This is a genomic window from Photobacterium sp. DNB22_13_2 (assembly GCF_052873915.1).
The window spans coordinates 55,397-79,031 of sequence record NZ_JBNNXU010000013.1 but is presented as its reverse complement, the minus strand read 5'-3'; the positions used below and the strand labels follow the sequence as shown (position 1 = coordinate 79,031).

Sequence of the window (23,635 nt, the reverse complement as noted above, 5' to 3'; positions counted from 1 at the left end):
AAATTCCCACTGCAAAGTGTACGTATTTGATAAAAAAGATGTCAAGCCGAGGACCGCAATTCTTACAATCACTTGATATTATTGCGGGGCTAAAACGACAAAAGGTGATGCAAAGCCTCGCAAGAGACCTCACATCACCTTTTATGCTAAAGGGGTGAGTTGGCCGATGAGCCGGGTTCTGTCCCGCTTGCGCGGTGGTAACCATTCCTCTAGGCCTGCAATCACTCACAGGCTCAAGCAACCTACCCGTCCCCAACGCGGGCCACGCCATTAGGGACCTATTTGGTCTTGCTCCGGGTGGAGTTTACCGTGCCACGAACTATTACTAGCCGCGCGGTGCGCTCTTACCGCACCCTTTCACCCTTACCTGTGCACCACTCCGAAGAATGGGCCATCGGCGGTTTGCTCTCTGCTGCACTGGTCGTAGGCTCGCGCCTCCCAGACGTTATCTGGCACCCTGCCCTGTGGAGCCCGGACTTTCCTCCCCCCCGTCAGTATCCCAAAGGACATCAACGAGGCAGCGATTACCTTGGCCAACTCAGGCGGGCGATTGTATAGGACTTGGCTCACAGTTACCAGTGAAAAATCCTACAAAATATAGATACGGTGAAAAATACACCGGAGCAGAAACCTAGGGGCTAGGAGCGAAAACCTAGGGTCCAAAACATCGATGATTAATCGAGGTTTTCCAATCCCCACTTGTACAGCGCGTTCTTCTTCACGCCGTGGATTTCTGCCGTCAGGGCCGCAGCCTTTTTCAATGGCAACTCTTTGACCAATAGGCCTAGAGTGCGAAGAGCATCTGCCGGCAAATCTTCTTTCTCGGCACGATGGCCGGCCACTAACAATACCATTTCACCGCGGGTACGGTTGCTGTCTTCACCAAGCCAGTCAATCAGCTCACCCAGCGGGGCGCCGTGAATTGTCTCGAAGGTTTTGGTCAACTCACGAGCCAAGACGACCTGACGCTCCGGGCCCAGCACAGCCAACATATCAGCCAAAGAGTCCGTAATACGGTGCGGCGATTCATAGAAAATCATCGTTCGCTCGTCATCAGCCAGATCCTGGAAGCGGTCACGACGCCCCTTGCTTTTGGGTGGCAGGAAGCCTTCAAAGCTGAAGCGGTCAGACGGCAAGCCTGCACCGCTAAGCGCGGTAATAACAGCACAAGGACCCGGAAGCGGGACAACTTTAACACCCGCCTGACGACAACGATTGACAAGATGGTATCCTGGATCACTGATCAGCGGCGTACCGGCATCGGACACAAGTGCGATACTGGTACCGGCCTGAAGTTTTTCGATCAAATAATCAGCTTTTTGCTGTTCATTGTGATCGTGAAGCGCAAAGGTGCGGGTCGAGATCGAAAAATGGGTCAGAAGGCGCGATGTATGTCGCGTATCCTCGGCGGCAATCAGATCGACATTTGCCAATACGTCCAATGCACGCTGCGTAATGTCCGCCAAATTACCGATTGGAGTAGGTACGATGTACAAAGTTGCGACATCTACCGTGCATGAATTGGTCTCACTCATTTGTCTAAGATCTCATCTGCAATTAATATAGAGAGTAATTTGTCACAGTTGAATGAATTCAATGCTCAATTTTACCCATAAGCGTAAAAGTGTATCACGACTGTTAGCCCCTGTAGCCCTTGCCGTGCTTTTGGCAAGCTGTAGTACCTCTAACCAGCCTGTCGTGGCCACCGATATTACAGCTGCCGCTACTGATAGCGCAGCCAATTATCTGATCAAAGCCGAGTCAAGTGAAGGTGCCGAGAGCATCAACTGGAATATCCTGGCGCTCAAAGCGCTGATCAAGGAAGGCCAGTGGAGCCAAGCTGAACAACTTGCTACCCGTCTAAGCCGGATGAACATGGATCCGCTGCAGATGGCAGAATGGCAATTGGCACGGGCGACCCTGCGCTACCAGCAAGGCCAGCCTAAAGCTGCACTTGATTCACTCAACTTCCAGCCGTGGTGGACACTGGCCGACAGCCAGTACCTGCGCTACCACATGCTGCGTGCTGAGCTTTACCGTCAGACCAACCAGCCACTTAACGCTGCCCGCTCGCGTACCGCTCTGGATCAGTATCTGAATAATGACCAGAAAGCCGCGAACTGGCAGAACCTGTGGCAAGATTTGTCCAACTACAGCAATAACCAGCTGCAATCCGTTACCCTCGCTGGTGACGAAGAGGTTCTGCGTGGCTGGATCCAGCTGGCGGTATTGAAAAACACCTACTCTCAGCGCCCAGCAAAGCTCAAGGGCATGGTTGAAGACTGGCTCGCCAGCAACCCTTACCATCCAGCGAACCAATATCTGCCAACCGATCTGGATAGCATTATGTCGCTGGAGATTGCCCAGCTCGATAATGTTGCTCTGCTATTGCCGTTAACCGGCCGCTTCGAGCAATCGGGCAAAGCAGTCCGCGATGGCTTTATCAATGCCATGCTCGACGACACCGGCCGTGAGGCCCAAACTGAGCTGACCGTCTACGATACGGAAGCCGAAAGTATGGCGACGATTATGGCCAAGCTCGAGCAAAGCGGCGTCGAGATGGTGATCGGTCCCCTGCGCAAAAACAAGATTACCGAATTCCAGCGCTCCAACAGCAGCAATATTGCCCTGCTAGCTCTCAATGAACCGGATCCAAGTCAGCTAACCCAGGATAATGCCTGTTACTTCTCGCTCTCACCTGAACAGGAAGCCGAACAGGCTGCTCGTCACCTCTTTGCCAAGGGTCACCAATACCCGATGGTACTGGCACCGGGCAACAGTTTTGGTGGACGTGTCAGCAATGCCTTTATCGAACAATGGCAGCAACTGACCGGCAATACACCTGCAACCCGCCAGTTCAGCTCTCGCAAGCAGATCCAGCAGGAAATTGCCGCAGTATTCGGCCTGACCGATAGCCAAGCCCGCATCAAACAGATGCAACAGGTGCTGGGAATGGAGCTCGAAGCCGAACCACGGAGCCGCCGTGATACCGACGCGGTGTACCTGATCGCCAATGTCAACGAACTGACCCTGCTCAAGCCGTTTATCGAAGTGGCCATCAACCCGGATGCCTCGCAGCCGAAACTGTACGCCAGCTCACGCAGCTACCCGGATCGTGATGCCAACACATCAGAAATCCGCGGTATCGAGTTTAGCGATATCCCGTTGCTTATCGACGCCAACCACAATTTCATGAACCGTTATGAAGAATTGTGGCCGGATAGCAAGAATACCGATGTTCGCCTTCACGCCTTCGGGATGGATGCCTACAAAATGGTGTCCGAGCTGCCACAGATGCGTGTGGTCGATAACTATACGACCCAGGGCAATACCGGCCAGCTCAGCCTGGATGACCAGTGTGTGATCCAGCGTAAGCTAAGCTGGGCCATCTATACCGGGAACGGTATTGAGCCCGCTCAATAAGCGTCAGCAAGGGCAAACCTACGAGGCCATGGCCGAGCAGTATCTCTGCCGCCATGGCCTGCAATCCCACACCCGTAACTTCCAATGCCGCAGCGGCGAAATAGACCTTATCATGCGCCATAAACAGTGCTGGGTCTTCGTCGAAGTTAAATTCCGCAAAAACAACCATTACGGTTCGGCCGCAGAAGCGGTAAACTGGCGCAAACAGCAACGCGTTAAGCGTGCAGCTTTGTTTTGGCTAAAGAAAAATGGCTTCGCCATTGAACACACAGAGTTTCGGTTTGATGTGGTATCGCTCGAAGGCACACCTCCACAGATCGAATGGTTTACCAACACCCTAGTAGAAGGTTAATCCATGCTAGAGAGCATCAAAGAAAGTTTCACTGAAAGCATCCAAACCCAGATTGCCGCCGCCGAGGCCCTGCCAGACGCTATTTCTCAGGCAGCCCAGGTCATGGTGCAAAGCCTGCTCAACGGCAACAAAATCCTCTGCTGCGGTAATGGTGGTTCGGCTGCACACTCGCAGCATTTTGCTTCCTGCCTGATAAATCGCTTCGAAACCGAGCGTCCAAGCCTGCCAGCCCTGTCCCTGACAGCTGATACCACCACTCTAACGGCAGTGGCGAACGACTATCATCACGATGAGATTTTCTCCAAGCAAGTCAGAGCTCTAGGCCAGACAGGCGATATCCTGTTCGTGCTATCGACCAGCGGCAACAGCAAAAATATCATCAAGGCGATGGAAGCGGCTTTGACCCGTGATATGACCATCATCGCTCTTACCGGCAAGGACGGTGGCGAAATGGCGGGACTGCTTGGCATCCAAGATGTCGAAATCCGTATTCCGTCACAACGCACAGCACGAATCCAGGAAGGACAACTGTTGGTGGTCCACTGCCTGTGTGATCTGATCGACAAGGTTTTATTCCCTCATCACGAAGGATAAGTTCAACAAGGAAGGTAACCATGAACTGGCGTTCTCTTTTAGTCCTCCTACTGGCATTTGGCTTGCAGGCATGTGCGGCTTTAGACCCGGCAGACAACCGCTCGGTCACACAGCAATGGCATGATCAAGAAATCGAGATGGAAGTCGGCGGTCTTGCCAATAAGCCTCCTTATCGACAGCATGCCCGGGTCAATGCTATTGCTGTAGCAGGCAAAGTTCTGCTGGTCGGCCAGGCTACCGAGCAGACCTACAGCCACCAGCTCGAACAGCAGGTCCGTGAACTAAAAAACGTTAATACGGTGTATAACCAGCTCCAGATCCGTCCATTGCCCCAGATGGGTGAAGTGAGCAAAGACAGCTGGGTGACCACCAAAGTTAAAGCCCAACTCATCGGAAGCAAACAGTTGCGGGATGCGACGATCAAGGTGATCACTGAAGGTCAGGAGGTGTTCCTGCTCGGCTATGTCAGTCGTGATCAAGGTAACGTTGCCGCCGATATCGCCCGCAATGTGTCTGGCGTAAAGAAAGTGGTTAAGGTATTTGAATACCCTGAAGACTAGGGTTAGCGTCGGAAGAATAGACCCAGAAAAGAAAAACGCAGCGATAGCTGCGTTTTTTTATGCGTTGACTTCACCACGTTTACGGCGTGATTATTTCACCACGCGAAGGCTTGGACGGCCACGAGGGCGCGGTGGCTCATCATCAGGTTCAGATTCAGATACGGCTTCAGTCACCGCCTCAACAGGCGCAAGCGCTTCCTGAGATTGGTCTTCAACAATATCTGCCACGTCTTCAATGTCAGTCATATCTGTCGCATAGGCCGGTTCTGGCTCGAACATAGTGCCAGCACCGTTCTCACGAGCATAGATAGCCATCGCGGCATAAAGCGGGACAATCACCGTATGAGGACGGCCACTGAAGCGAGCACTGAAGCTGATAGCCTCATTACCCAGCTCCAAATTACCAACCGCACGCGGGGCAACGTTCAGGACAATCTGCCCATCACTGACGAATTCCATCGGAACCTTGACACCCGGTAGGGTTGCATCAACCACCAAGTGTGGGGTCAAATCGTTATCTACCAGCCAATCATAGAAAGCGCGCAGCAAATACGGTCGACGCGGTGTCATGTTATCGATGTCCATCATTAGTTGCCAGCCAAACGCATTTCGCGCTCTGCTTCAGTCAATGAGGCCAAGAATGAATCACGTTCGAATACGCGGGTCATGTAGTTTTTAACTTCTTTGGCGCCAGCGCCAGTCAGCTCGATACCCATTTCAGGCAGACGCCACAACAGCGGTGCCAGGTAACAGTCAACCAAGCTGAACTCTTCGCTCATGAAGTATGGGAACTCAGCAAATACAGGGGCAAGAGCCATCAGCTCTTCACGCAGCTGCTTACGCGCTTTATCAGCTTCGTCAGCCGTACCTTTATTCACTTTTTCAGCCAGTGTGTACCAGTTACGTTCGATACGGTACATCATCAAACGGCTGTTACCACGAGCAACAGGGTAAACAGGCATCAATGGAGGATGAGGGAAACGCTCATCCAGATACTCCATAATGATACTTGCTTGGTAAAGTGCAAGCTCACGGTCAACCAAGGTCGGCACAGAGTTGTACGGGTTTAGGTCAAGCAAATCTTCAGGCAGGTTGTTTGGATCAACCAACTCGATTTCAACGCTTACACCTTTTTCTGCTAGTACGATACGCACCTGATGGCTGTAGATGTCAGAAGCATCAGAATACAGAGTCATCACCGAGCGTTTATTGGCAGCAACAGCCATTAACCCCTCCAGAATACTTTAATACACAAAAAGCAACGGGGGCATCGGCCCCCATTGCGAGATTCTAACCCACTAGATTACCTGATCAGTGGACATCACGCCAATATTCTTTCTTCAACAGTAATGTTAGTACAAAGAATACCACGATAAAGCCCATGACCCAGTAACCCATTCGCTGGCGTTCTAATTTCATTGGCTCTGCTGAATATTCGAGGAAATTGACGAGATCACGAACAGCCTCATCATATTCTTCATCGTTCAACTCACCCGTTCCATCAGATTCGATACCGACATATACCTGTACTTCTTCGCCGTCAATCAGGCGGGATTCGTACATTTTGCTCGGCACACCTTGCAGCTCTTCCAGCACATGGGGCATACCCACGCTTGGGAAGACCACGTTGTTCACCCCAAACGGACGGCTAGGATCCGCATAGAATGAACGCAAGTAGGTATATAGCCAGTCACTGCCACGAACTCGGGCAACCATGGTCAAGTCCGGTGCAGGTGCACCGAAAGACGCCGCCGCATATTCAGTCGGGATAGCATTGACCATCAGATCACCAATCTTGGCTTCAGGGTCAAAGATCATATGCTCTCTCATCAAGTCACCCGGGATCCCGATGTCGGTGGCAACCCGCTCGTAGCGTTGGTACTGGGTCGCATGGCAGCCGAAACAGTAGTTCATGAAGGTCTGCGCGCCGCGCTGCAGCGAGGCCTTATCGCTCAGATCATTATTGGCTTGATCCAACGGTACCGATGGGCCCGCCGCCATAACCAGAGACGGTAGCAGGGCAAATAGCATTACAATCAACGTTTTCATTTGAATGTTACCCTCTCTGGTAGCGGTTTAGTTGCTTCATTCTTGCTATAGAAGAACAGCAGGACGAAGAACATGAAATACGCAAAGCTGAAGATCTGCGCCAAAAGGGTGTACGTCGGCGTTGCCGGCAATGCACCCAGAATACCCAATGCAACGAAACTGATAGTGAACTGCACGATATTGGCCAGGTGCAGCTTGCTACGGTAACGGTATGAGCGCACTTTACAGCGATCTAGCCATGGCAGCAGGAACAGCACGACAATCGAGGCTCCCATCGCAATAACACCCAACAGCTTATCCGGTACCGCACGCAAGATGGCGTAGAACGGAGTGAAATACCAAACCGGAGCAATGTGCTCAGGGGTCTTCAGCGGGTTAGCCGCTTCAAAGTTCGGTGGCTCAAGGAAATAGCCGCCCATCTCTGGGTTGAAAAAGATCACGTAACTGAATAGGAAAGCAAACACTGCAACACCCACCATATCTTTCACGGTCCCGTAAGGATGGAAAGGTATGGAGTCGATAATGTCGTACTTCTTGCTGTAGTAAGAGTGGAACGGGAACTGGGTCTTATAGTTCTCACCCTTGCTGCCTTTCGGTAGCTTGGTTTCGATACCGTCCGGGTTATTTGAGCCCACTTCGTGCAATGCAAGAATGTGTAGTACAACCAGCAGTAGCAGCACGATTGGCAGCGCAATCACATGAAGGGCGAAGAAGCGGTTCAGTGTCGCACCGGAGATCACGTAGTCACCACGGATCCACAATGTCAGATCATCACCGATCACCGGAATGGCACCAAACAGGGAAATAATAACCTGTGCCCCCCAGTAAGACATCTGGCCCCATGGCAATAGGTAACCCATAAAGGCTTCAGCCATTAGCACCAGGAAGATCAGCATCCCGAACAGCCACAACAGCTCACGGGGTTTCTGGTAAGAGCCGTAGATCAAGCCACGGAACATATGCAGGTAAACCACGACAAAAAATGCCGAAGCCCCTGTCGAGTGCATGTAGCGAAGTAGCCATCCGTACTCAACATCACGCATGATGTATTCAATCGAGGCAAAAGCCCCTTCGCCGGAAGGCACGTAGTTCATCGTCAGCCAGATCCCGGTAATGATCTGGTTAACCAACACCAGCATGGCCAAAGAGCCAAAGATATACCAGAAGTTGAAGTTCTTCGGCATCGGATACTCTGACAAATGCTTCTTATAGGCATTCATCACTGGCAGGCGTTTTTCAAACCATCCAAGTAATGCGTCCATTAGGCATTCTCCTCGTCCTGACCAACCACAATGGTATTATCATCCAGGAATGTATGAGGTGGCACCACCAGATTCAATGGCGCTGGCACCCCAGCAAAAACCCGGCCCGCCATATCAAATTTCGACCCGTGGCATGGGCAGAAAAATCCAGACGAAATACCATTGACCTGCTCACTGAAGGTATTGGGTAAATAGGTAGGTGAACAGCCTAGGTGGGTACAAATACCTACGGCTAAAAAGATTTCAGGTTTAACTGAACGAAATTCATTCTGGGCATATCCGGGCTGCTGAGGTTCCGCCGAAGACGGATCACGAAGCTGGCCATCATGGCCACCCAATTCTTTCAAAACAGCATCGCTACGGCGGACCACCCAAACAGGTTTACCACGCCACTCGACGCGGACCATTTGGCCTTCTTCCAACTTGCTGATATCAACTTCAACTGGTGCACCCGCGGCTTTTGCTCTCGCGCTCGGGTTCCATGATTTGATAAAAGGCACGGCTACAGCGGCTGCACCCAAGCCTCCAACAACCGAAGTCGTCGCAGTCAGGAAGCGGCGTCGGCCGTTACTTACTGGCGCATTGCTCATCCAACATTCTCCCATGTGCTCCCGCTCTGGATTATTATTATGTCCTTGTGCGTCCCTGGAGCTTACGGCTAACTTTCAACGGAAAGAAACAACAGCTCCCTTCCAACCCGGAAGGCCAAAATGGTGGTATAAAGCTGTTGCTTATCACGCCAAATGATAAAGAAAACCCTACTTTTTGACAAGACAAAGCTACCTTTTCGCAACAAATGTGAGAGGTATGTTCTTTTTGTTACTTATGATGGTGCAAACGGCTGTTGTATAGCTGATTTAATCTGCTAAAAGGATCAAGGAAAGGCACGGATATACCGCTAAGAACGGAGGAAATGTTGCTTAGATGTGATAGAGGAGCAGATTATGCAGGCAATAAAAAAGCCCAACCCGAAGGTTGAGCTTTTGCACACAGTTTCCAGAATAAATTCTGAAGCGTAAAATTAACGCTTAGAGAACTGTGGACGACGACGTGCTTTACGTAGACCAACTTTCTTACGCTCAACTTTACGTGCATCACGAGTTACATAACCCGCTGCGCGTAGTGCTGGACGTAGAGTTTCATCGTATTCCATAAGAGCACGAGTGATACCGTGACGGATAGCACCAGATTGACCAGTAATACCACCACCTTTAACAGTGATGTATAGGTCAAGCTTTTCAAGCATTTCTACTAGCTCTAGTGGCTGACGAACAACCATGCGAGCAGTTTCGCGACCGAAGTATTCTTCGATGCTACGCTTGTTGATTACGATGTTGCCAGTACCCGGTTTAATGAAAACACGAGCAGCTGAGCTCTTGCGGCGACCAGTGCCGTAGTATTGATTCTCTGCCATTGTCATCTTCCCCAATTAGATGTCTAGAACTTTAGGCTGCTGTGCAGCATGATTGTGCTCAGTACCTGCGTAAACTTTCAGCTTACGGTACATAGCACGGCCTAGAGGACCTTTAGGAAGCATGCCTTTAACAGCAGTCTCAATAATCATCTCTGGTTTCTTGTCAAGAAGCTTGTCGAAGCTGATAGACTTCAGACCACCGATGTAACCAGTGTGGTGGTGGTACATCTTGTCAGTGCGCTTAGCACCAGTTACTGCAACTTTTTCAGCGTTGATAACTACGATGTAGTCACCAGTGTCAACGTGCGGAGTGTATTCCGGCTTGTGCTTACCACGTAGACGAGATGCGATTTCAGTTGCTAGACGACCAAGAGTTTTACCTTCAGCGTCAACAACATACCAGTCACGTTTTACTGTTTCTGGTTTAGCAACGAAAGTTTTCATGCTAATTCTTACCCAAAATTAAATAGTTTCACTTTACAGGAGCAGTATGCTCCCTCTGTACAGAGCCCCAGTCATAACCCCTTCGAGTAGTTGGCACTCCCGGCTTTTGCCGTTACAGGTACGGTGGGTCGCAAGATTATAGGGAAGGGTGGAGAAAAAATCACCTTTTTTTGAAAAAAAATTACGATTTTTTCACTTTGCGGGGTTAAGGCCCGAAACTACAGATTATCCACCGCTATTTGAGACCTTTTTTACTACGATGACCCACCTCACCTCAACGGCATCATGGAATATGTGCGCAGGCCAAATAGTCATGGCTCTGCATTTCGATAAGTCGCGAGCAACAACGCTTGAACTCAAAAGCCAATCGTTCGCCCTGATACAGCTGCGCTAAGTCCACTTCAGCAGAAATGATTAATTTAACGTTGCGTTCATAAAATTCATCGACAAGGGCGATAAAACGGCGGGCGGCATCGCTGTTGTCCTCCGCCATCTGGATCACCCCTGACAACAGGACGGTATGATAGAGCTGCGATAGCTCCATGTAGTCACTCTGACTTCGGGCCGTTTGGCACAGGGTGGAAAAATCAAAATGGATCACCCCTTCCCCTTCATGCAGGATCGGCAAAGCACGATTATTGACCTCAATCGTCCCCCCAGTGCGGTGCTCGCCAGCAGCCAACTGTTCGAAATAATGCAGCATATTGTGTTCAGCCTGCTCGTCTAGCGGAAAGTGGTATATTTCAGCCTGCTCAAGCGTTCTCAAACGGTAATCGATGCCGGAGTCCACATTCACCACCTCGCAGTGGGTATTGATAAGTTCGATAGCAGGAAGGAAGCGAGCCCGCTGTAAGCCGTTACGATAAAGCTCATCGGGTGGAATATTCGACGTTGCCACCAACGTGATGCCCCGACGGAACAACGCTTCGAACAAAGTCCCGAGGATCATCGCATCGGTAATATCTGAGACAAAAAACTCATCAAAGCAAATGATATCGGTTTCAGCACAAAACCGTTCAGCGACCACTTCCAGCGGATCCGACTGCAGTTCCAGCTGTTTCATTTCTTGATGAACGCGGTGCATGAAACGATGGAAATGGACTCGCATCTTGCGCTCGGTAGGTAGGCATTCAAAAAACGTATCGACCAGATAGGTCTTCCCGCGCCCTACTCCGCCCCAGAAATAGAGCCCTTTTACCGGTGCTGCAGGCTCGGCCGGACGGCGCATCAAGCGAGCAGCCCAGCTTCTTTCGGGGACAACCCTTGGGGCCTGAAGCCGATGATAGAGGTCATCGAGGTAGCCTACGGCCATCGCCTGAGCCGGATCGGCAACGAAATCGTTACGTTCAAGGTCGTGCTGGTATTTTTGCTGTGGGGTCATCCTTGCTATGCCTACAACCGTCATTCTCCGTATGCGAGATAGTACCATGCTGCTTCATGTACATGTATAGTATCTAGACAAGTTGATGAGCAGATGAAGTTGGTGATCTATTCAGCACCAATTAAATCTCGGTGTTATACAACAGGGATGATGATAAGCGTTCACCGTTTCCCCCCGCAGGTCCGCCTGCCCCACGGTGTCGTTATCCCCCCTGTCCCTATAAAAGAGCAAAAGGAGTTTTTCATGGCTTGGATTTATGCGCTGCTAATTTTCATTGCCGGTGCCATTGTTGGTGCCTTTGCCACGCGGCTAAACAATAAAGGCTTGAAACAGCAAAAAGAACTGAAAAAAGAGCTGGATAAGTCAAAATACGAACTCGAGCAATTCCGTCAGGAGCTGGTTGACCATTTCGCTCAGAGCTCAGACCTACTGGATAACATCGCCAAAGACTACAGCAAGCTTTACGAGCACATGGCGAAAACATCGACCGAGCTGATGCCGAACCTACCGGAGCAAGATAATCCATTTGCCCGCCGCATCAGTACACTGGAAGCGGTGAAAGACACCCAAGAGGCTCAGGACGAACAACCTCGCGATTATGCCAATGGTGCAACAGGCCTGCTAAAAGACCAAAAACCAGAACCTGTTGCCGAAGAGAAGAAGCCTGAAACTGAAGAGTCAAAGGCGAGCTAAGAAAATTCTTAGGAACTAAACACCGGTTTTCAAGTCTGAGATAAAGCAGGTATATCAACACACTAGGAAGTGTGCCTGCGCTTGGACTTGAAAACCGGAGTTTAGTAATAATGAAAAAAACATTACTTGTTTTAAGTGCCCTGACTATCGGCATCAGCTCAGTTATTACCCCAGTGACGGCAACCGCCGCCCTTCCCCAGTCAGTTAACAACCAGCAGGTGCCCAGCCTAGCCCCTATGCTAGAGCAAGTTACCCCAGCAGTCGTCAGCATTGCCGTTGAAGGTAAACAAGTATCCAAACAGCGCTTGCCCGAGACGTTCCGCTTCTTTTTTGGCCCTGACTTCCCTGAAGAACAAATTCGCGAACGTCCTTTCCGCGGTTTGGGCTCGGGGGTAATTGTCGACGCCGACAAGGGCTATATCGTCACCAACCACCATGTCATCGGTGGTGCCGACAAGATCATGGTCCAGTTGCATGATGGCCGTGAAGTCACTGCCGAGCTGATCGGCAGTGACGAAATGTCTGATATCGCCCTGCTCAAGCTGAAAGACGTCAGCAACCTGACCCAAATCAAGCTGGCCGACTCCGACAGGCTTCGCGTCGGTGACTTTGCTGTCGCCATTGGTAACCCGTTCGGCCTCGGGCAGACGGTTACCTCAGGGATCATCTCAGCCCTTGGTCGCAGCGGCCTAAATATCGAGAATTTTGAAAACTTTATCCAAACCGACGCCGCGATTAACAGTGGTAACTCCGGCGGGGCGCTAGTGAACCTCAACGGCGAACTAGTCGGTATCAACACTGCAATCCTCGGGCCTAACGGCGGTAATGTCGGGATTGGATTTGCTATCCCGGTCAACATGGTGAAAAACCTAACCGAGCAAATCCTCGAGTTCGGTGAGGTCAAGCGCGGCATCCTCGGCGTACAAGGTGGTGAGCTGACCTCCGAGCTGGCTGAAGCCTTTGGTTACGAGACCAACCATGGCGCCTTCATCAACCAGGTTATGCCAGACTCTGCCGCCGAGAAAGCCGGCTTAAAGGCCGGGGATATCATCGTGTCGGTCAATGGCAAACAGATCCGTACCTTTGGCGAGCTAAGAGCGAAAATAGCGACTCTGGGCGCAGGGAAAGGTGTGACGTTGGGCATTGTCCGTGACGGCAAAGCAATCGATGTCACCGCCAAGCTCCAGGAAGCTTCCGTCAACAAAGTAAAAGCAGACAGCTTACATGACGGCCTGGCCGGTGCGGAATTTGCCAATACCACCTCGAATGATAGCGATAAAGGTGTCAAGGTCACCAGTCTGCAAGAAAACTCCGAAGCTGCCCGTTTCGGCCTGCGAGAAGGGGACATTATCCTCGGCGTCAACCGGCAAGCCATCCGTAATCTGGGTGAGCTAAGAAAAGCCCTTGATAAAAACCCAAGTGTGCTGGCCCTTGAGGTGAAACGGGATAATAGCGTCCTTTACTTGATCATCCGCTAACCCCCGCTATAGGTAGCCGGCCAGTCCGGCTGCCATAATCCTTTGATCTCACCACTGAGCCAACTTGGCCCCTGTTAAGCTTTCATTCCTTATTCAACAAAATACACAGCCAACATTTGTTATCTTGTCTAAGGTAATGATACCCTCATCGATTGTTTTCAGTAGTTTATTCATTCAAGGGAGCGAACATGCTGGCTTTTTTGGCTAGATCCATTTTGCTTGGTGTCGTGACGGCCATCGCTCTACTGCTTATCTTCCCTGATCTTCGCACCCAAATGTTCAATACGCCTCAGGTATTGGCCCCGGTTGAAGTTAACCAGACTCAAGTTTCTTTTAACTATGCCGTCCGTCGTGCTTCCCCGGCAGTCGTGAATATCTACAACCGCCGCTACAACGCCGAAGACCGTCTGCAACTTAGCACCCAAGGCCTAGGCTCCGGCGTGATCATGAGCGACAAAGGTTATATCGTCACCAACTACCATGTTGTGGCAGAAGCCGATCAAGTTATTGTTGCACTTCAGGACGGCCGTATCCTCACCGCCCAACTGATCGGTAAAGATCAGCGTACCGATTTGGCAGTGTTGAAAATCCAAGCTGATAATTTACCGGTGATCCCAACCAGTCCTGACTACCGCCCAGCAGTGGGTGATGTGGTGCTGGCAATCGGCAACCCATACAACCTCGGTCAAACCACCACCTATGGCATCATTTCCGCGACAGGTCGCTCGGGCATGAGCTTCTACGGCCGACAGGATTTCCTGCAAACCGATGCTGCCATTAACGAAGGCAACTCTGGTGGTGCGCTGGTCAATACCCGCGGCGAGCTGGTCGGGATCAATACCGCCTCGTTCCAGCAAACAACGGATATTGAAACCTACGGGATCTCGTTTGCTATTCCCTATGAGCTAACCCAGAAAATCATGGACAAGCTTATTGCCGATGGACGGGTGATCCGCGGTTATATCGGCTTGGAAGCTCGGGATATCAACCCGGTCATGGCAAGGCTATACGATGCCGAACAGATCAGCGGGATCATCGTTATGGGCATGGATCCTAACGGACCGGCTGCCAACGCTGGCTTCAAGGTACAAGATATCTTGATTGAAATTGACGGTAAGCGGATCACTGACCGCCGCAATGTGCTGGATATCGTAACTGAACTTCGCCCGGGTACTGAAGTCGAGATGAAAGTACTACGCAACGGTGAACCGACGAACCTGACAGTGAAGATTGGTGATGAACCGAGTGGTTACTAGCGTAATTTGAACCTATGCTCAGGTTATCAAAACATCAACGAGAGACTGCATTTAGCTTTTTCTAGGAACTCAAAATATAAAAAAACCAGCCAAGTGGCTGGTTTTTTTTATGGCTCTCAGACGGGTTAAAATTACTCGCTGAAACGCTCGATGTTCATGCCTAGGGCGCTGAACTTGTCTTCGATATGCTCGTAGCCACGGTCGATATGGTAGATACGATCTACAATCGTCTCGCCCTTAGCGATGCTACCGGCAATCACTAGGCTGGCAGAGGCACGCAAGTCCGTTGCCATAACCTGGGCACCGCTCAGGCCATCGGTATCACCGCAGATCACCGTGTTGCCTTCAATCTCGGCACGAGCACCCATACGGATCAACTCAGGGATATGCATGAAACGGTTTTCGAAAATCGTCTCGGTGATGATCCCCGTCCCTTTCGCCATCAAGTTCAGCAACGAGAACTGCGCCTGCATGTCAGTAGGGAAACCTGGATGCGGAGCCGTGCGAATGTTAACGGCTTTCAGCTCACGGTCAGTCATGTCCAAGCTGATCCAGTCTTCACCAGTTTCAACCTTGGCACCAGCTTCTTCCAGCTTGGCCAACGCCGCTTCCATCAATGATGGACGGGCATTACGACACATAATCTTTCCGCCGGAAACAGCAGCAGCAACCAAGAAAGTACCGGTTTCAATACGGTCAGCGACCACTTCGTGGTAACCACCACCCAAACGCTCAACACCCTCGATAGTGATGGTGTCAGTACCGGCACCAGTAATCTTCGCACCCAGCGTATTTAGGAAGTCAGCCGTATCGACAATTTCCGGCTCGCGGGCCGCATTTTCGATAACGGTTGTGCCTTCGGCCAGTGTTGCCGCAGACATGATAGTCACGGTCGCACCCACGCTGACTTTATCCATCACAATGTGCGCACCTTTCAGGCGGCCATCAACCGAGGCTTTGACGTAACCTTCTTCCAAGGTGATTTCTGCACCTAGCTGCTCAAGGCCATGGATATGTAGATCCACAGGACGAGCACCAATAGCACAGCCACCCGGCAGAGACACCTGGCCTTGACCGAAACGAGCTACTAGCGGGCCCAATGCCCAAATTGACGCACGCATGGTTTTCACCAAGTCATACGGCGCACAGAACTCATTGACCGGACCAGCATCCACATGAACTGAGCCATTACGGGAGACTTTGGCGCCCAAGCGGCTCAGTAGTTCCATCGTGGTGTCGATGTCACGTAGCTTTGGTACATTCGCCACTTCTACCGGCTCTTCGGCCAATAGGGCTGCGAACAAAATAGGCAATGCTGCATTCTTAGCACCAGAAATGGAGACTTCGCCACTCAATGGGCCACCGCCCTGGATTCGAAACTTCTGCATCATTACCTCTTAAGACAGGGACATCAATTTTTTGTCACGCGCCCATTCCTCAGGCGTGTACGTTTTGATGCTCAACGCATGAATCTCATTCGCTGCGATCTGTCCCATCAGCGGACCGTAGATAGCCTGCTGTTTTTTAACACGGTTCATACCTTCAAATATGGCGCCAACAGCAATCACTTCGTAGTGGCTGCCATCGTTCTTGACGATCACTTCGTCAAGTTCCAGAGCATTTTCTAGAATGTCTTTAATTTCAGAGATTTCCACAAGCTATCCTCTTTCGCTGCTCATTCAATGCAAGCAGCTAACATTGACTCAACGTGACTCAGACGAAGCAGCGTGACAAGCTGCTCTGGCACATTTAATAGTTTCAGCTCAGACCCATTTTGGCTCAGCTGTTGGTATACGTGTAGCAACATCACCATGCCGGCAGAATCTATCCGACCGACCGCGGCTAGGTCCAGCTGCACTGCGCTGTCCTGCGGCATCCATTCATTGCGTTGCTGCCAAAAAGCTGGAACTGTGTCACGTTCCAATGCCCCTGACAAGCAGTAAAGACCATTTTCCTGAGCTTGCCACCCAATCTTTTGCTTAGTCATTGTTTTCTGACTCACGGCGGATTGGCTTGGCTGACAAGCGCTTCAGATCTTGAGTCACCGCCTCAACACCTTTACTGCGCAGTTGCCCACTCCACTCACTTTGTTTGGTCGAGATCATGCTGACTCCTTCAGCCACCATGTCGAAGCCCTGCCACTCGCCGGTTTTCTTGTTCTTGCGCAGCTTGAAATCCAGACGGATCGGCGGACGTTTAGTATCAACAATATCTACACGGACAGACACTACAGTGCGATTGTCAGGAATCGATTTTGGCGACTCAATTTCAATGTCCTGATCCGTATACTGAGTCAGTACCTGGGCATAGGAAGCAACCAAATAATCAGTAAATGCGGCAACAAACTCATTACGCTGTTGCGCCGTGGTTTTCTTAAGCTGAGGCCCCAATACCTTGTAGGCGGCATAGCGGGTATTAATGTAAGGTAGCAGCTCTTGCTGAACCACAGTACGCAAACGCTCAGGGTTCTGCTGGATCAAACCTTGTTCCGACTTCAAACGGGCAAAGGTCTGCTGCGATACCTGATCCATCATTGTATAAGGGTTAGTCTTATCGACCACTGCGGCCTGTGAAACTAGCGGCAGGCAGACGAACATCATAAGTACATAGCGAAACCATTTCATAATCGTGCTCTCTTAGTTACTGTCTCCGCCAATGCTATACAGCACCTGGCCAATCATATCTTCCAAAACAAGTGCCGATCGGGTGTCTTCAATCAAATCACCCTCTCCAAGCATATCAATATCTTCGTCAACAAAACCTGGGGAGATCCCAAGGTACTGTTCGCCCAATAGCCCAGAGGTCAAAATGGCGGCCGAGCTGGTCTCAGGGAAGTATCCGAATTTTTTATCTATCGCCAGAGTGACCACCGGTACATAAGTTTCAGTATCTAAGGTGATATTGGTAATTTTACCCACAGTAACCCCACCAACTTTGATCGGTGAGCGAACTTTCAAGCCACCAACATTGTCGAAGTGCGCCTCGAGAGTATAGGTTTCTGAGCCCCCCAAGTTCTGGACATCGGCAACCTTGAAGATCAATACCAGCAGGGCAGCAAAGCCAGCCAAAACAAAGCTGCCTACCCATAATTCTAGTTTTTTAGTTTGCTGCATCAGTTTATTCCTGTTGTATTACCGCATTGCGGCTGTATCAGTTGCCAAACATCAAGGCGGTGAGGACGAAATCCAAACCAAGAACGGCCAAAGACGAGTTCACCACGGTACGGGTTGTTGCGCGGCTGATCCCTTCAGAGGTCGGCACCGCATCGTACCCATTGAATACCGCAATCCATGTGACAGTTATTGCAAACACTACGGACTTGATAATACTGTTACCAATGTCGTAGCCAAGGTCGACCGAAGACTGCATCACCGACCAGAAGCTGCCGTAATCAATACCTTTCCAGTCCACACCTACCAGTTGTCCCCCCCAAATACCCACGGCACAAAACAGCACCGTCAACAGTGGCATCGAAATAACGCCAGCCCAAAATCGTGGGGCAATCACCTGCCGAAGTGGGTCAACGGCCATCATCTCCATGCTCGACAGCTGCTCGGTGGTTTTCATCAAGCCGATCTCAGCGGTCAATGCCGAGCCGGCTCGCCCGGCAAACAGCAAGGCGGTCACCACCGGCCCAAGCTCACGCAGCAAGGACAAGGCCACCATTTGGCCAAGACTGGTTTCAGCCCCAAAATCCACCAGCACAATATAGCCCTGTAGACTCAGTACCATCCCGATGAACAGGCCTGAGACCAGAATAATCGCGACCGACAGTACACCCACTGAGTAAAGCTGGCGCAGCAACAGCGGGAACATCTTGCCGGGTTGCGGTCGGCTAACCAGCGCACCGTAAAGCACCAGCGTCGCCCGCCCCATAGTCTGGAACATATCCAGTGCACGCTGGCCCTGACGGGAAACAAATTTAGTGATCATGCGCGTTGCTCCTTACTATCACTCGCAAACAACTCCAGCTCCATAGGCTGGGCGGGATAGCGGAACGGCACTGGCCCATCGGCGTGACCATCAATAAACTGACGGATGCGCGGATCGGGATTTTCCAGCAATTCCTGCGGCGTACCCTGACCGATGATTTGGCTACCGGAAAGAATATAAACATGATCGGCAATGCTCATCACCTCGGGTACATCGTGGGAGACTATCACCGACGTAATACCGAGCGCCTTATTAAGATCGCGGATCAACTTGACCAGCACGCCCATGGTGATCGGATCTTGGCCGACAAAAGGCTCGTCATACAAGATAAGAGCAGGGTCAAGGGCTATCGCTCTTGCCAGTGCTGCCCGTCGAGCCATACCACCTGAGAGTTCACTCGGCATTAGCTGAGCAGCACCTCGAAGACCGACGGCCTCAAGCTTGAGCAGTACCAAACTTCGCAACAAATCTTCCGGTAACTCCGTATGCTCGCGCAGCGGAAAGGCCACATTGTCAAACACCGTCATATCGGTGAACAAAGCCCCTGACTGGAACAGCATGCTCATTTTTTTACGGGCTTGATACAGCTCGCTGCGGCTAAGGGCTGGAATATTCCAGCCTTCAAACCAGATATCGCCGCTATCGGGCAAGATCTGCCCCCCAATAAGTCGCAGCAAGGTGGTCTTACCGATCCCCGACGGCCCCATGATCGCCGTCACTTTGCCCTTGGGTACATCCAGCGACACATCATCGAAGATTTTCCGCTCACCACGGGAGAAGGTCATATGCCGGATGGAAACCAACGCTTCTGTCTGCTCCATAGTTACCTTATTTGGCTGTCCTGCCTGTCCAATTGCCAGCCTGCTATCATAACAAGCGACATTATATGAATAGAATTAATTAGTTATCTTTATGTCTTTGATGATAGGTAGATTATGCAACCAACTCAAGAGATGAACTGTAAGAAGTCTGTGATTTCTCGGCCCGATTGACAATTACGGCATACGCCAAGCCAAATAATCTTCTCTCTTTGAGTCGGATCCGTCCCGCCCCGTTCAGGCTCTTCACCAAGGACATAAAAATCCTTCTCTATTAATCAATTTCTCACCCCTTTTGCTTTCTTTTTCATGGCCGAACCGTCAAAATTGGTCTCTTATAATTATCACCCCAATTGAATCACTGTCCCACACCCGGCATGCAGTTGTGATTCAATCCAGCACACTTTTACAAAAGGGATAACAATGCTCGAAGCCATCGTGTTTCTCTGTATCGGCCTAACCTTACTGGTATGGAGTGCAGATCGACTTGTTTATGGCGCTGCGGCGCTTGCGAAAAATTTTGGTGTTACACCACTTGTCATTGGTATGACTATCCTTGCCATGGGCTCTTCTGCCCCTGAAATGATGGTCTCGGCAACCGCTGCTTTGGATGGCAAAACAGACACCGCGGTCGGAAATGTGCTGGGCTCAAATATCGCCAACATTGCCCTTATCCTCGGTATCACCGCGCTGATCAAACCACTGTCGATCAGCTCAGGTATCATTCGTCGCGAGTTACCCCTGATGATGGGTGTAACCTTGATTGCTGGCGCTCTGTTGTGGGACAGCCACCTTGGATTCTTTGAAGGTGTCCTACTGGTTGTCCTTTTTGTGATCTTTTTGCTGGCGATGCTGAAAATCAGCCGCAATGCCAAAGCAACCGGTGGCGACCCGCTTGTTGATGAGCAGGAGTCAGATATCCCAGACGGCGTCAGTAACCCCAAAGCCATCATGTGGACTCTGATTGGCTTGGTTCTACTCCCTTTTGCTGCAAGTATGCTGGTTGATTCGGCCGTGACCATTGCCAAGTTTTTCGGAATGAGCGATCTGGTGATCGGCCTGACGATTATTGCCATCGGCACCAGCCTACCGGAATTGGCAGCCTCTATTGCCAGCCTGTTCAAAGGTGAGGATGACATGGCCGTCGGTAATATTATCGGCTCCAACGTTTTCAATATTCTGGCTGTCATGGGGATCCCGGGGCTGCTAAACCCATCAACCCTGAGCCCACTTGCTATGGGGCGTGACTACTACGTCATGTTGGGAGTATCAATATTGCTGGTGCTAATGGCTCTTGGAAAACGCCGCCGAATCAACCGCGTAGAAGGTTTCATCCTGCTGGCAACCTTTATCGCCTATCAAGGCTATCTGTTTTATAATCTAGCGGCCTAACGGAGAGGAATAGTATGTCTACAGCGTTTGATTATTGCGAAATTGGCCGTAAAGTTATTGAAATTGAAGCAGAAGCACTCAAAGGCCTGACCCATTATATTAATGGTAGTTTCACTGAAGCTTGCCAATTGATCAGCAACAGCAATGGCAAAGTCATTGTCATGGGGATGGGAAAATCCGGCCATATTGGTAATAAAATGGCGGCGACCCTGGCCAGTACCGGTACACCGGCCTTTTTTGTTCACCCGGGTGAAGCCAGCCATGGCGACTTAGGAATGATAGAAAAAGGCGATGTGGTGCTAGCAATCTCCAACTCAGGAGAAGCATCTGAAATCCTGACCCTGCTACCAGTGATCAAACGCTTGGGCATTCCTCTTATCAGCATGACCGGCAAGCCGGAATCAAGCATGGCGAAGCTATCGCAGATCCACTTGCAGATCACCGTCAACAAAGAAGCCTGCCCGCTCAACTTGGCACCGACGTCCAGCACCACAGCAACGTTGGCGATGGGTGATGCCCTAGCCATTGCCTTGATGGAAGCCCGTGGTTTTACGGCTGACGACTTTGCCTTATCCCACCCGGGTGGCGCATTGGGCCGAAAATTACTGCTACGTATCAGCGATATCATGCACACCGGCGAACGCCTACCTGCAGTCAGTGAACAGGCGTTGATCAAAGATGCTTTGCTTGAAGTCTCTCGCAAAGGCTTGGGAATGACAGCTATCATTGATAAAGACCAGCAACTGCTTGGCATCTTTACCGATGGTGATCTTCGTCGTCTGCTGGATAACCGTGTTGATATCCACAACACGGCTATCGGCGAGGTAATGACCCGCAACCCAGCGACAATCCGCGCTGACGTGCTGGCTGCCGAAGGCCTGAAATTGATGGAAGACCGCAAAATAAGTGGCATTCTAGTAACCGATAACGGTGTATTGGTCGGCGCGCTAAACATGCATGATCTATTGAAAGCGGGAGTGATGTAATGCAAATCGAGACCCTATACGGCCCAGTCAGCCAAGCTGTTTTTTCCCATGCCCGCACTATCCAGCTACTGATCTGCGATGTCGACGGTGTCTTTTCTGACGGGCGCATTTATATGGGCAATGACGGAGAAGAGCTGAAGACCTTCCATACCCGTGACGGCTATGGCATTAAATCCTTGATGGGTGCCGGTATTGAGGTGGCCATTATCACTGGCCGCAAATCGGCAATCGTCGAGAACAGGATGTCGGCATTGGGTATCAAGCATGTCTACCAAGGGCAGGACAATAAATTGGCTGCCTACGAAGACATCATTGCCAACCTTGGCATTGCACCGGAACACACCGCCTATATCGGCGATGACCTGATTGATTGGCCCGTCATGGAAAAAATCGGTCTTTCCGTCTGTGTTGCCGACGGCCACCCTCTATTAGCTCAACGTGCAGACTTTGTCACCCGTATCCAAGGTGGATTCGGTGCCGTACGTGAAGTGTGTGATCTGATCCTTGAAGCCCGCGGGGAATTGGACAAACATAAAGGCTTAAGTATATGACCTTACAACGGCTACTCTATGCACTGCTGATTGTCATCTGTGCATGGACAGGCTATTACCTGCTTGAGAAGCACTGGGCAGAGGACATCCAAGTCGCCCCGGATGCAGAGAAGCCGATTTTCACTGGCGAGTCTGTTGTCAATACGTCCTACAATGAATCAGGGCTGCGTAGTTACCAGATTGATGCCGATTACCTCGAACATTTTAGCCAGAGCGGCAATACTGACTTTGTCGAGCCAGTCTTGTGGGTCTATAAAGACGGCAGTGAAACTGAATGGCGGATCAGCTCCAATGAAGCACGGTTAGACAAAAAGCATATCTTGCAAATGACAGGCAATGTTCGTATTTTCAATTTGTTGCCAGACTCAGCCGTTCGCGTCATCCAAACCGACACCCTGCGATTGGATTTAATCAGCAAGGACTTCGACACCCCGGATCATGTCATTATTACCGGTGATGCCTTCCAAAATGAAGGAACAGGCATGAAAGGCAACATGGACCGTAACATCGCCACCTTATTAAATAATGTAAAAGGTAGATATGAAGCGCTATAAATTAATGACCCTGCTCTGCCTGTGCCTGAGCACAACCAGCTGGGCACTGAGTAATGACACCGAGCAGCCTATCTATATCGACTCAGACAACCAAGAGTTGGATATTCAGAAGAATATCGTGACCTTCACCGGCAATGTCATCCTGCGCCAAGGCAGTATCGATATCCGTGCCGACAAAGTAGTTGTCACCCGCCCCGGTGGCCAGGAAGGCAAAGAAACCATAGATGCTTTCGGCAACCCGGCAACCTTTCACCAGCTGATGGATGACGGCAAGCCAATTGATGGCTCAGCCAAGAAAATGCGCTACGAAACCGCCACCGAGTTCCTCAAAATGACAGAGGAAGCGATTCTGATCCAGGAAGGCAGCGAGATTAAAGGTAACGTGATCAGCTACCGCATCGACCAGCAAAAATTGGTGGCCGAAAGCGGTAAGAAACAGCGCGTCACCACGATCCTACAGCCAAACCAGTTGAACAACGACAAGAAGTAACCACG

General features: G+C 50.8%; 29 protein-coding genes and 1 other RNA gene. 12 read left to right on the top strand and 18 right to left on the bottom strand.

The window, feature by feature from the left end; genetic code table 11:
- Positions 1–151: 151 nt before the first annotated feature.
- Both rnpB and rsmI read right to left on the bottom strand, forming a co-directional pair.
- Positions 152–541, bottom strand: an RNA gene (rnpB, locus tag ACVA58_RS18180) — RNase P RNA component class A.
- 133 nt (positions 542–674) lie between these two features.
- A complete protein-coding gene (gene rsmI / locus ACVA58_RS18175) occupies positions 675–1,535 on the bottom strand; it encodes a 16S rRNA (cytidine(1402)-2'-O)-methyltransferase (protein WP_446511782.1) in 861 nt (286 codons plus the stop codon).
- Positions 1,536–1,596: 61 nt separating this feature from the next.
- Here rsmI and ACVA58_RS18170 point away from each other — a divergent pair, with 61 nt between their 5' ends.
- From ACVA58_RS18170 to ACVA58_RS18155, 4 genes are read left to right on the top strand one after another with little or no spacing between them, the layout of a single operon-like run.
- Positions 1,597–3,423: a penicillin-binding protein activator gene (locus ACVA58_RS18170; RefSeq protein WP_446511781.1), complete on the top strand. Its 1,827-nt coding sequence runs from the start codon at positions 1,597–1,599 to the stop codon at positions 3,421–3,423.
- Positions 3,407–3,775: a YraN family protein gene (locus tag ACVA58_RS18165; RefSeq protein WP_446511780.1), complete on the top strand. Its 369-nt coding sequence runs from the start codon at positions 3,407–3,409 to the stop codon at positions 3,773–3,775. Before ACVA58_RS18170 ends, ACVA58_RS18165 begins: the two co-directional genes overlap by 17 nt.
- A gap of 3 nt (positions 3,776–3,778) precedes the next feature.
- Entirely contained in the window at positions 3,779–4,369 is a 591-nt protein-coding gene (locus ACVA58_RS18160; RefSeq protein WP_446511779.1) for a phosphoheptose isomerase, read from the top strand.
- Positions 4,370–4,389: 20 nt separating this feature from the next.
- Positions 4,390–4,929: a BON domain-containing protein gene (locus ACVA58_RS18155; protein WP_446511778.1), complete on the top strand. Its 540-nt coding sequence runs from the start codon at positions 4,390–4,392 to the stop codon at positions 4,927–4,929.
- A gap of 90 nt (positions 4,930–5,019) precedes the next feature.
- On the opposite strand, the gene sspB is transcribed toward ACVA58_RS18155, so the two are convergent.
- From sspB to zapE, 8 genes are all read right to left on the bottom strand, one after another.
- Positions 5,020–5,514 carry a ClpXP protease specificity-enhancing factor gene (gene sspB, locus ACVA58_RS18150; protein WP_446511836.1) on the bottom strand — a complete coding sequence of 165 codons (495 nt, stop codon included), beginning with the start codon at positions 5,512–5,514 and terminating at the stop codon, positions 5,020–5,022.
- 2 nt (positions 5,515–5,516) lie between these two features.
- On the bottom strand, positions 5,517–6,155 hold the full coding sequence (gene sspA, locus ACVA58_RS18145) for a stringent starvation protein SspA (protein ID WP_428655332.1): 639 nt from the start codon (positions 6,153–6,155) through the stop codon (positions 5,517–5,519).
- Positions 6,156–6,240: 85 nt separating this feature from the next.
- On the bottom strand, positions 6,241–6,978 hold the full coding sequence (locus ACVA58_RS18140) for a cytochrome c1 (RefSeq protein WP_446511777.1): 738 nt from the start codon (positions 6,976–6,978) through the stop codon (positions 6,241–6,243).
- Positions 6,975–8,240, bottom strand: a complete 1,266-nt coding sequence (locus tag ACVA58_RS18135) for a cytochrome b (protein WP_446511776.1) — start codon at positions 8,238–8,240, stop codon at positions 6,975–6,977. Before ACVA58_RS18135 ends, ACVA58_RS18140 begins: the two co-directional genes overlap by 4 nt.
- The gene (gene petA / locus ACVA58_RS18130) at positions 8,240–8,830 is read right to left on the bottom strand and encodes a ubiquinol-cytochrome c reductase iron-sulfur subunit (protein WP_255040785.1); all 591 of its coding nucleotides are present in this window, start codon (positions 8,828–8,830) and stop codon (positions 8,240–8,242) included. The genes ACVA58_RS18135 and petA overlap by 1 nt, the downstream gene beginning before the upstream one ends.
- A gap of 431 nt (positions 8,831–9,261) precedes the next feature.
- A complete protein-coding gene (gene rpsI / locus ACVA58_RS18125; RefSeq protein WP_107350045.1) occupies positions 9,262–9,654 on the bottom strand; it encodes a 30S ribosomal protein S9 in 393 nt (130 codons plus the stop codon).
- A gap of 15 nt (positions 9,655–9,669) precedes the next feature.
- A complete protein-coding gene (gene rplM, locus ACVA58_RS18120) occupies positions 9,670–10,098 on the bottom strand; it encodes a 50S ribosomal protein L13 (protein ID WP_107300019.1) in 429 nt (142 codons plus the stop codon).
- A gap of 283 nt (positions 10,099–10,381) precedes the next feature.
- On the bottom strand, positions 10,382–11,479 hold the full coding sequence (gene zapE, locus ACVA58_RS18115; RefSeq protein ID WP_446511775.1) for a cell division protein ZapE: 1,098 nt from the start codon (positions 11,477–11,479) through the stop codon (positions 10,382–10,384).
- A gap of 243 nt (positions 11,480–11,722) precedes the next feature.
- Between zapE and zapG the strand changes: the two genes are divergently transcribed.
- The 3 genes from zapG to degS all read left to right on the top strand — a co-directional run bounded on the left by zapG (position 11,723) and on the right by degS (position 14,906).
- On the top strand, positions 11,723–12,172 hold the full coding sequence (gene zapG / locus ACVA58_RS18110) for a Z-ring associated protein ZapG (protein WP_446511774.1): 450 nt from the start codon (positions 11,723–11,725) through the stop codon (positions 12,170–12,172).
- 110 nt (positions 12,173–12,282) lie between these two features.
- Positions 12,283–13,650, top strand: a complete 1,368-nt coding sequence (locus ACVA58_RS18105) for a Do family serine endopeptidase (RefSeq protein WP_446511773.1) — start codon at positions 12,283–12,285, stop codon at positions 13,648–13,650.
- Positions 13,651–13,838: 188 nt separating this feature from the next.
- On the top strand, positions 13,839–14,906 hold the full coding sequence (gene degS / locus ACVA58_RS18100; RefSeq protein ID WP_446511772.1) for an outer membrane-stress sensor serine endopeptidase DegS: 1,068 nt from the start codon (positions 13,839–13,841) through the stop codon (positions 14,904–14,906).
- A gap of 131 nt (positions 14,907–15,037) precedes the next feature.
- On the opposite strand, the gene murA is transcribed toward degS, so the two are convergent.
- From murA to ACVA58_RS18060, 8 genes are all read right to left on the bottom strand, one after another.
- Positions 15,038–16,294 carry a UDP-N-acetylglucosamine 1-carboxyvinyltransferase gene (murA, locus tag ACVA58_RS18095; RefSeq protein ID WP_446511835.1) on the bottom strand — a complete coding sequence of 419 codons (1,257 nt, stop codon included), beginning with the start codon at positions 16,292–16,294 and terminating at the stop codon, positions 15,038–15,040.
- 9 nt (positions 16,295–16,303) lie between these two features.
- On the bottom strand, positions 16,304–16,561 hold the full coding sequence (gene ibaG, locus ACVA58_RS18090; RefSeq protein ID WP_446511771.1) for a BolA family iron metabolism protein IbaG: 258 nt from the start codon (positions 16,559–16,561) through the stop codon (positions 16,304–16,306).
- A 20-nt stretch (positions 16,562–16,581) separates the two neighbouring features.
- Positions 16,582–16,893, bottom strand: a complete 312-nt coding sequence (locus tag ACVA58_RS18085) for an STAS domain-containing protein (RefSeq protein WP_446511770.1) — start codon at positions 16,891–16,893, stop codon at positions 16,582–16,584.
- Positions 16,886–17,530, bottom strand: coding sequence for a phospholipid-binding protein MlaC (gene mlaC, locus ACVA58_RS18080; protein WP_446511769.1), 645 nt, complete (start codon positions 17,528–17,530; stop codon positions 16,886–16,888). The genes ACVA58_RS18085 and mlaC overlap by 8 nt, the downstream gene beginning before the upstream one ends.
- A 12-nt stretch (positions 17,531–17,542) precedes the next feature.
- The gene (gene mlaD / locus ACVA58_RS18075) at positions 17,543–18,019 is read right to left on the bottom strand and encodes an outer membrane lipid asymmetry maintenance protein MlaD (RefSeq protein WP_446511768.1); all 477 of its coding nucleotides are present in this window, start codon (positions 18,017–18,019) and stop codon (positions 17,543–17,545) included.
- A gap of 37 nt (positions 18,020–18,056) precedes the next feature.
- Positions 18,057–18,839, bottom strand: a complete 783-nt coding sequence (mlaE, locus tag ACVA58_RS18070) for a lipid asymmetry maintenance ABC transporter permease subunit MlaE (RefSeq protein WP_446511767.1) — start codon at positions 18,837–18,839, stop codon at positions 18,057–18,059.
- Positions 18,836–19,660, bottom strand: a complete 825-nt coding sequence (gene mlaF, locus ACVA58_RS18065) for a phospholipid ABC transporter ATP-binding protein MlaF (protein ID WP_446511766.1) — start codon at positions 19,658–19,660, stop codon at positions 18,836–18,838. The genes mlaE and mlaF overlap by 4 nt, the downstream gene beginning before the upstream one ends.
- Positions 19,661–19,772: 112 nt before the next feature.
- The gene (locus ACVA58_RS18060; protein ID WP_446511765.1) at positions 19,773–19,916 is read right to left on the bottom strand and encodes a hypothetical protein; all 144 of its coding nucleotides are present in this window, start codon (positions 19,914–19,916) and stop codon (positions 19,773–19,775) included.
- 164 nt (positions 19,917–20,080) lie between these two features.
- On the opposite strand from ACVA58_RS18060, the gene ACVA58_RS18055 reads away from it, so the two are divergent.
- The 5 genes from ACVA58_RS18055 to lptA are packed head-to-tail and all read left to right on the top strand — an operon-like array spanning position 20,081 to position 23,630.
- Complete coding sequence (locus ACVA58_RS18055) at positions 20,081–21,049, top strand: calcium/sodium antiporter (RefSeq protein WP_446511764.1); 969 nt, start codon at positions 20,081–20,083, stop codon at positions 21,047–21,049.
- Between the two features lie 14 nt (positions 21,050–21,063).
- The gene (locus ACVA58_RS18050) at positions 21,064–22,035 is read left to right on the top strand and encodes a KpsF/GutQ family sugar-phosphate isomerase (protein WP_446511763.1); all 972 of its coding nucleotides are present in this window, start codon (positions 21,064–21,066) and stop codon (positions 22,033–22,035) included.
- Positions 22,035–22,586 (top strand): 3-deoxy-manno-octulosonate-8-phosphatase KdsC, encoded by a 552-nt coding sequence (gene kdsC, locus ACVA58_RS18045; RefSeq protein ID WP_446511762.1) that lies wholly within the window; start codon positions 22,035–22,037, stop codon positions 22,584–22,586. Before ACVA58_RS18050 ends, kdsC begins: the two co-directional genes overlap by 1 nt.
- Positions 22,583–23,140, top strand: a complete 558-nt coding sequence (lptC, locus tag ACVA58_RS18040) for an LPS export ABC transporter periplasmic protein LptC (RefSeq protein ID WP_446511761.1) — start codon at positions 22,583–22,585, stop codon at positions 23,138–23,140. The genes kdsC and lptC overlap by 4 nt, the downstream gene beginning before the upstream one ends.
- Positions 23,127–23,630 carry a lipopolysaccharide transport periplasmic protein LptA gene (gene lptA / locus ACVA58_RS18035; protein ID WP_446511760.1) on the top strand — a complete coding sequence of 168 codons (504 nt, stop codon included), beginning with the start codon at positions 23,127–23,129 and terminating at the stop codon, positions 23,628–23,630. Before lptC ends, lptA begins: the two co-directional genes overlap by 14 nt.
- The last annotated feature ends 5 nt before the right edge of the window (positions 23,631–23,635 follow it).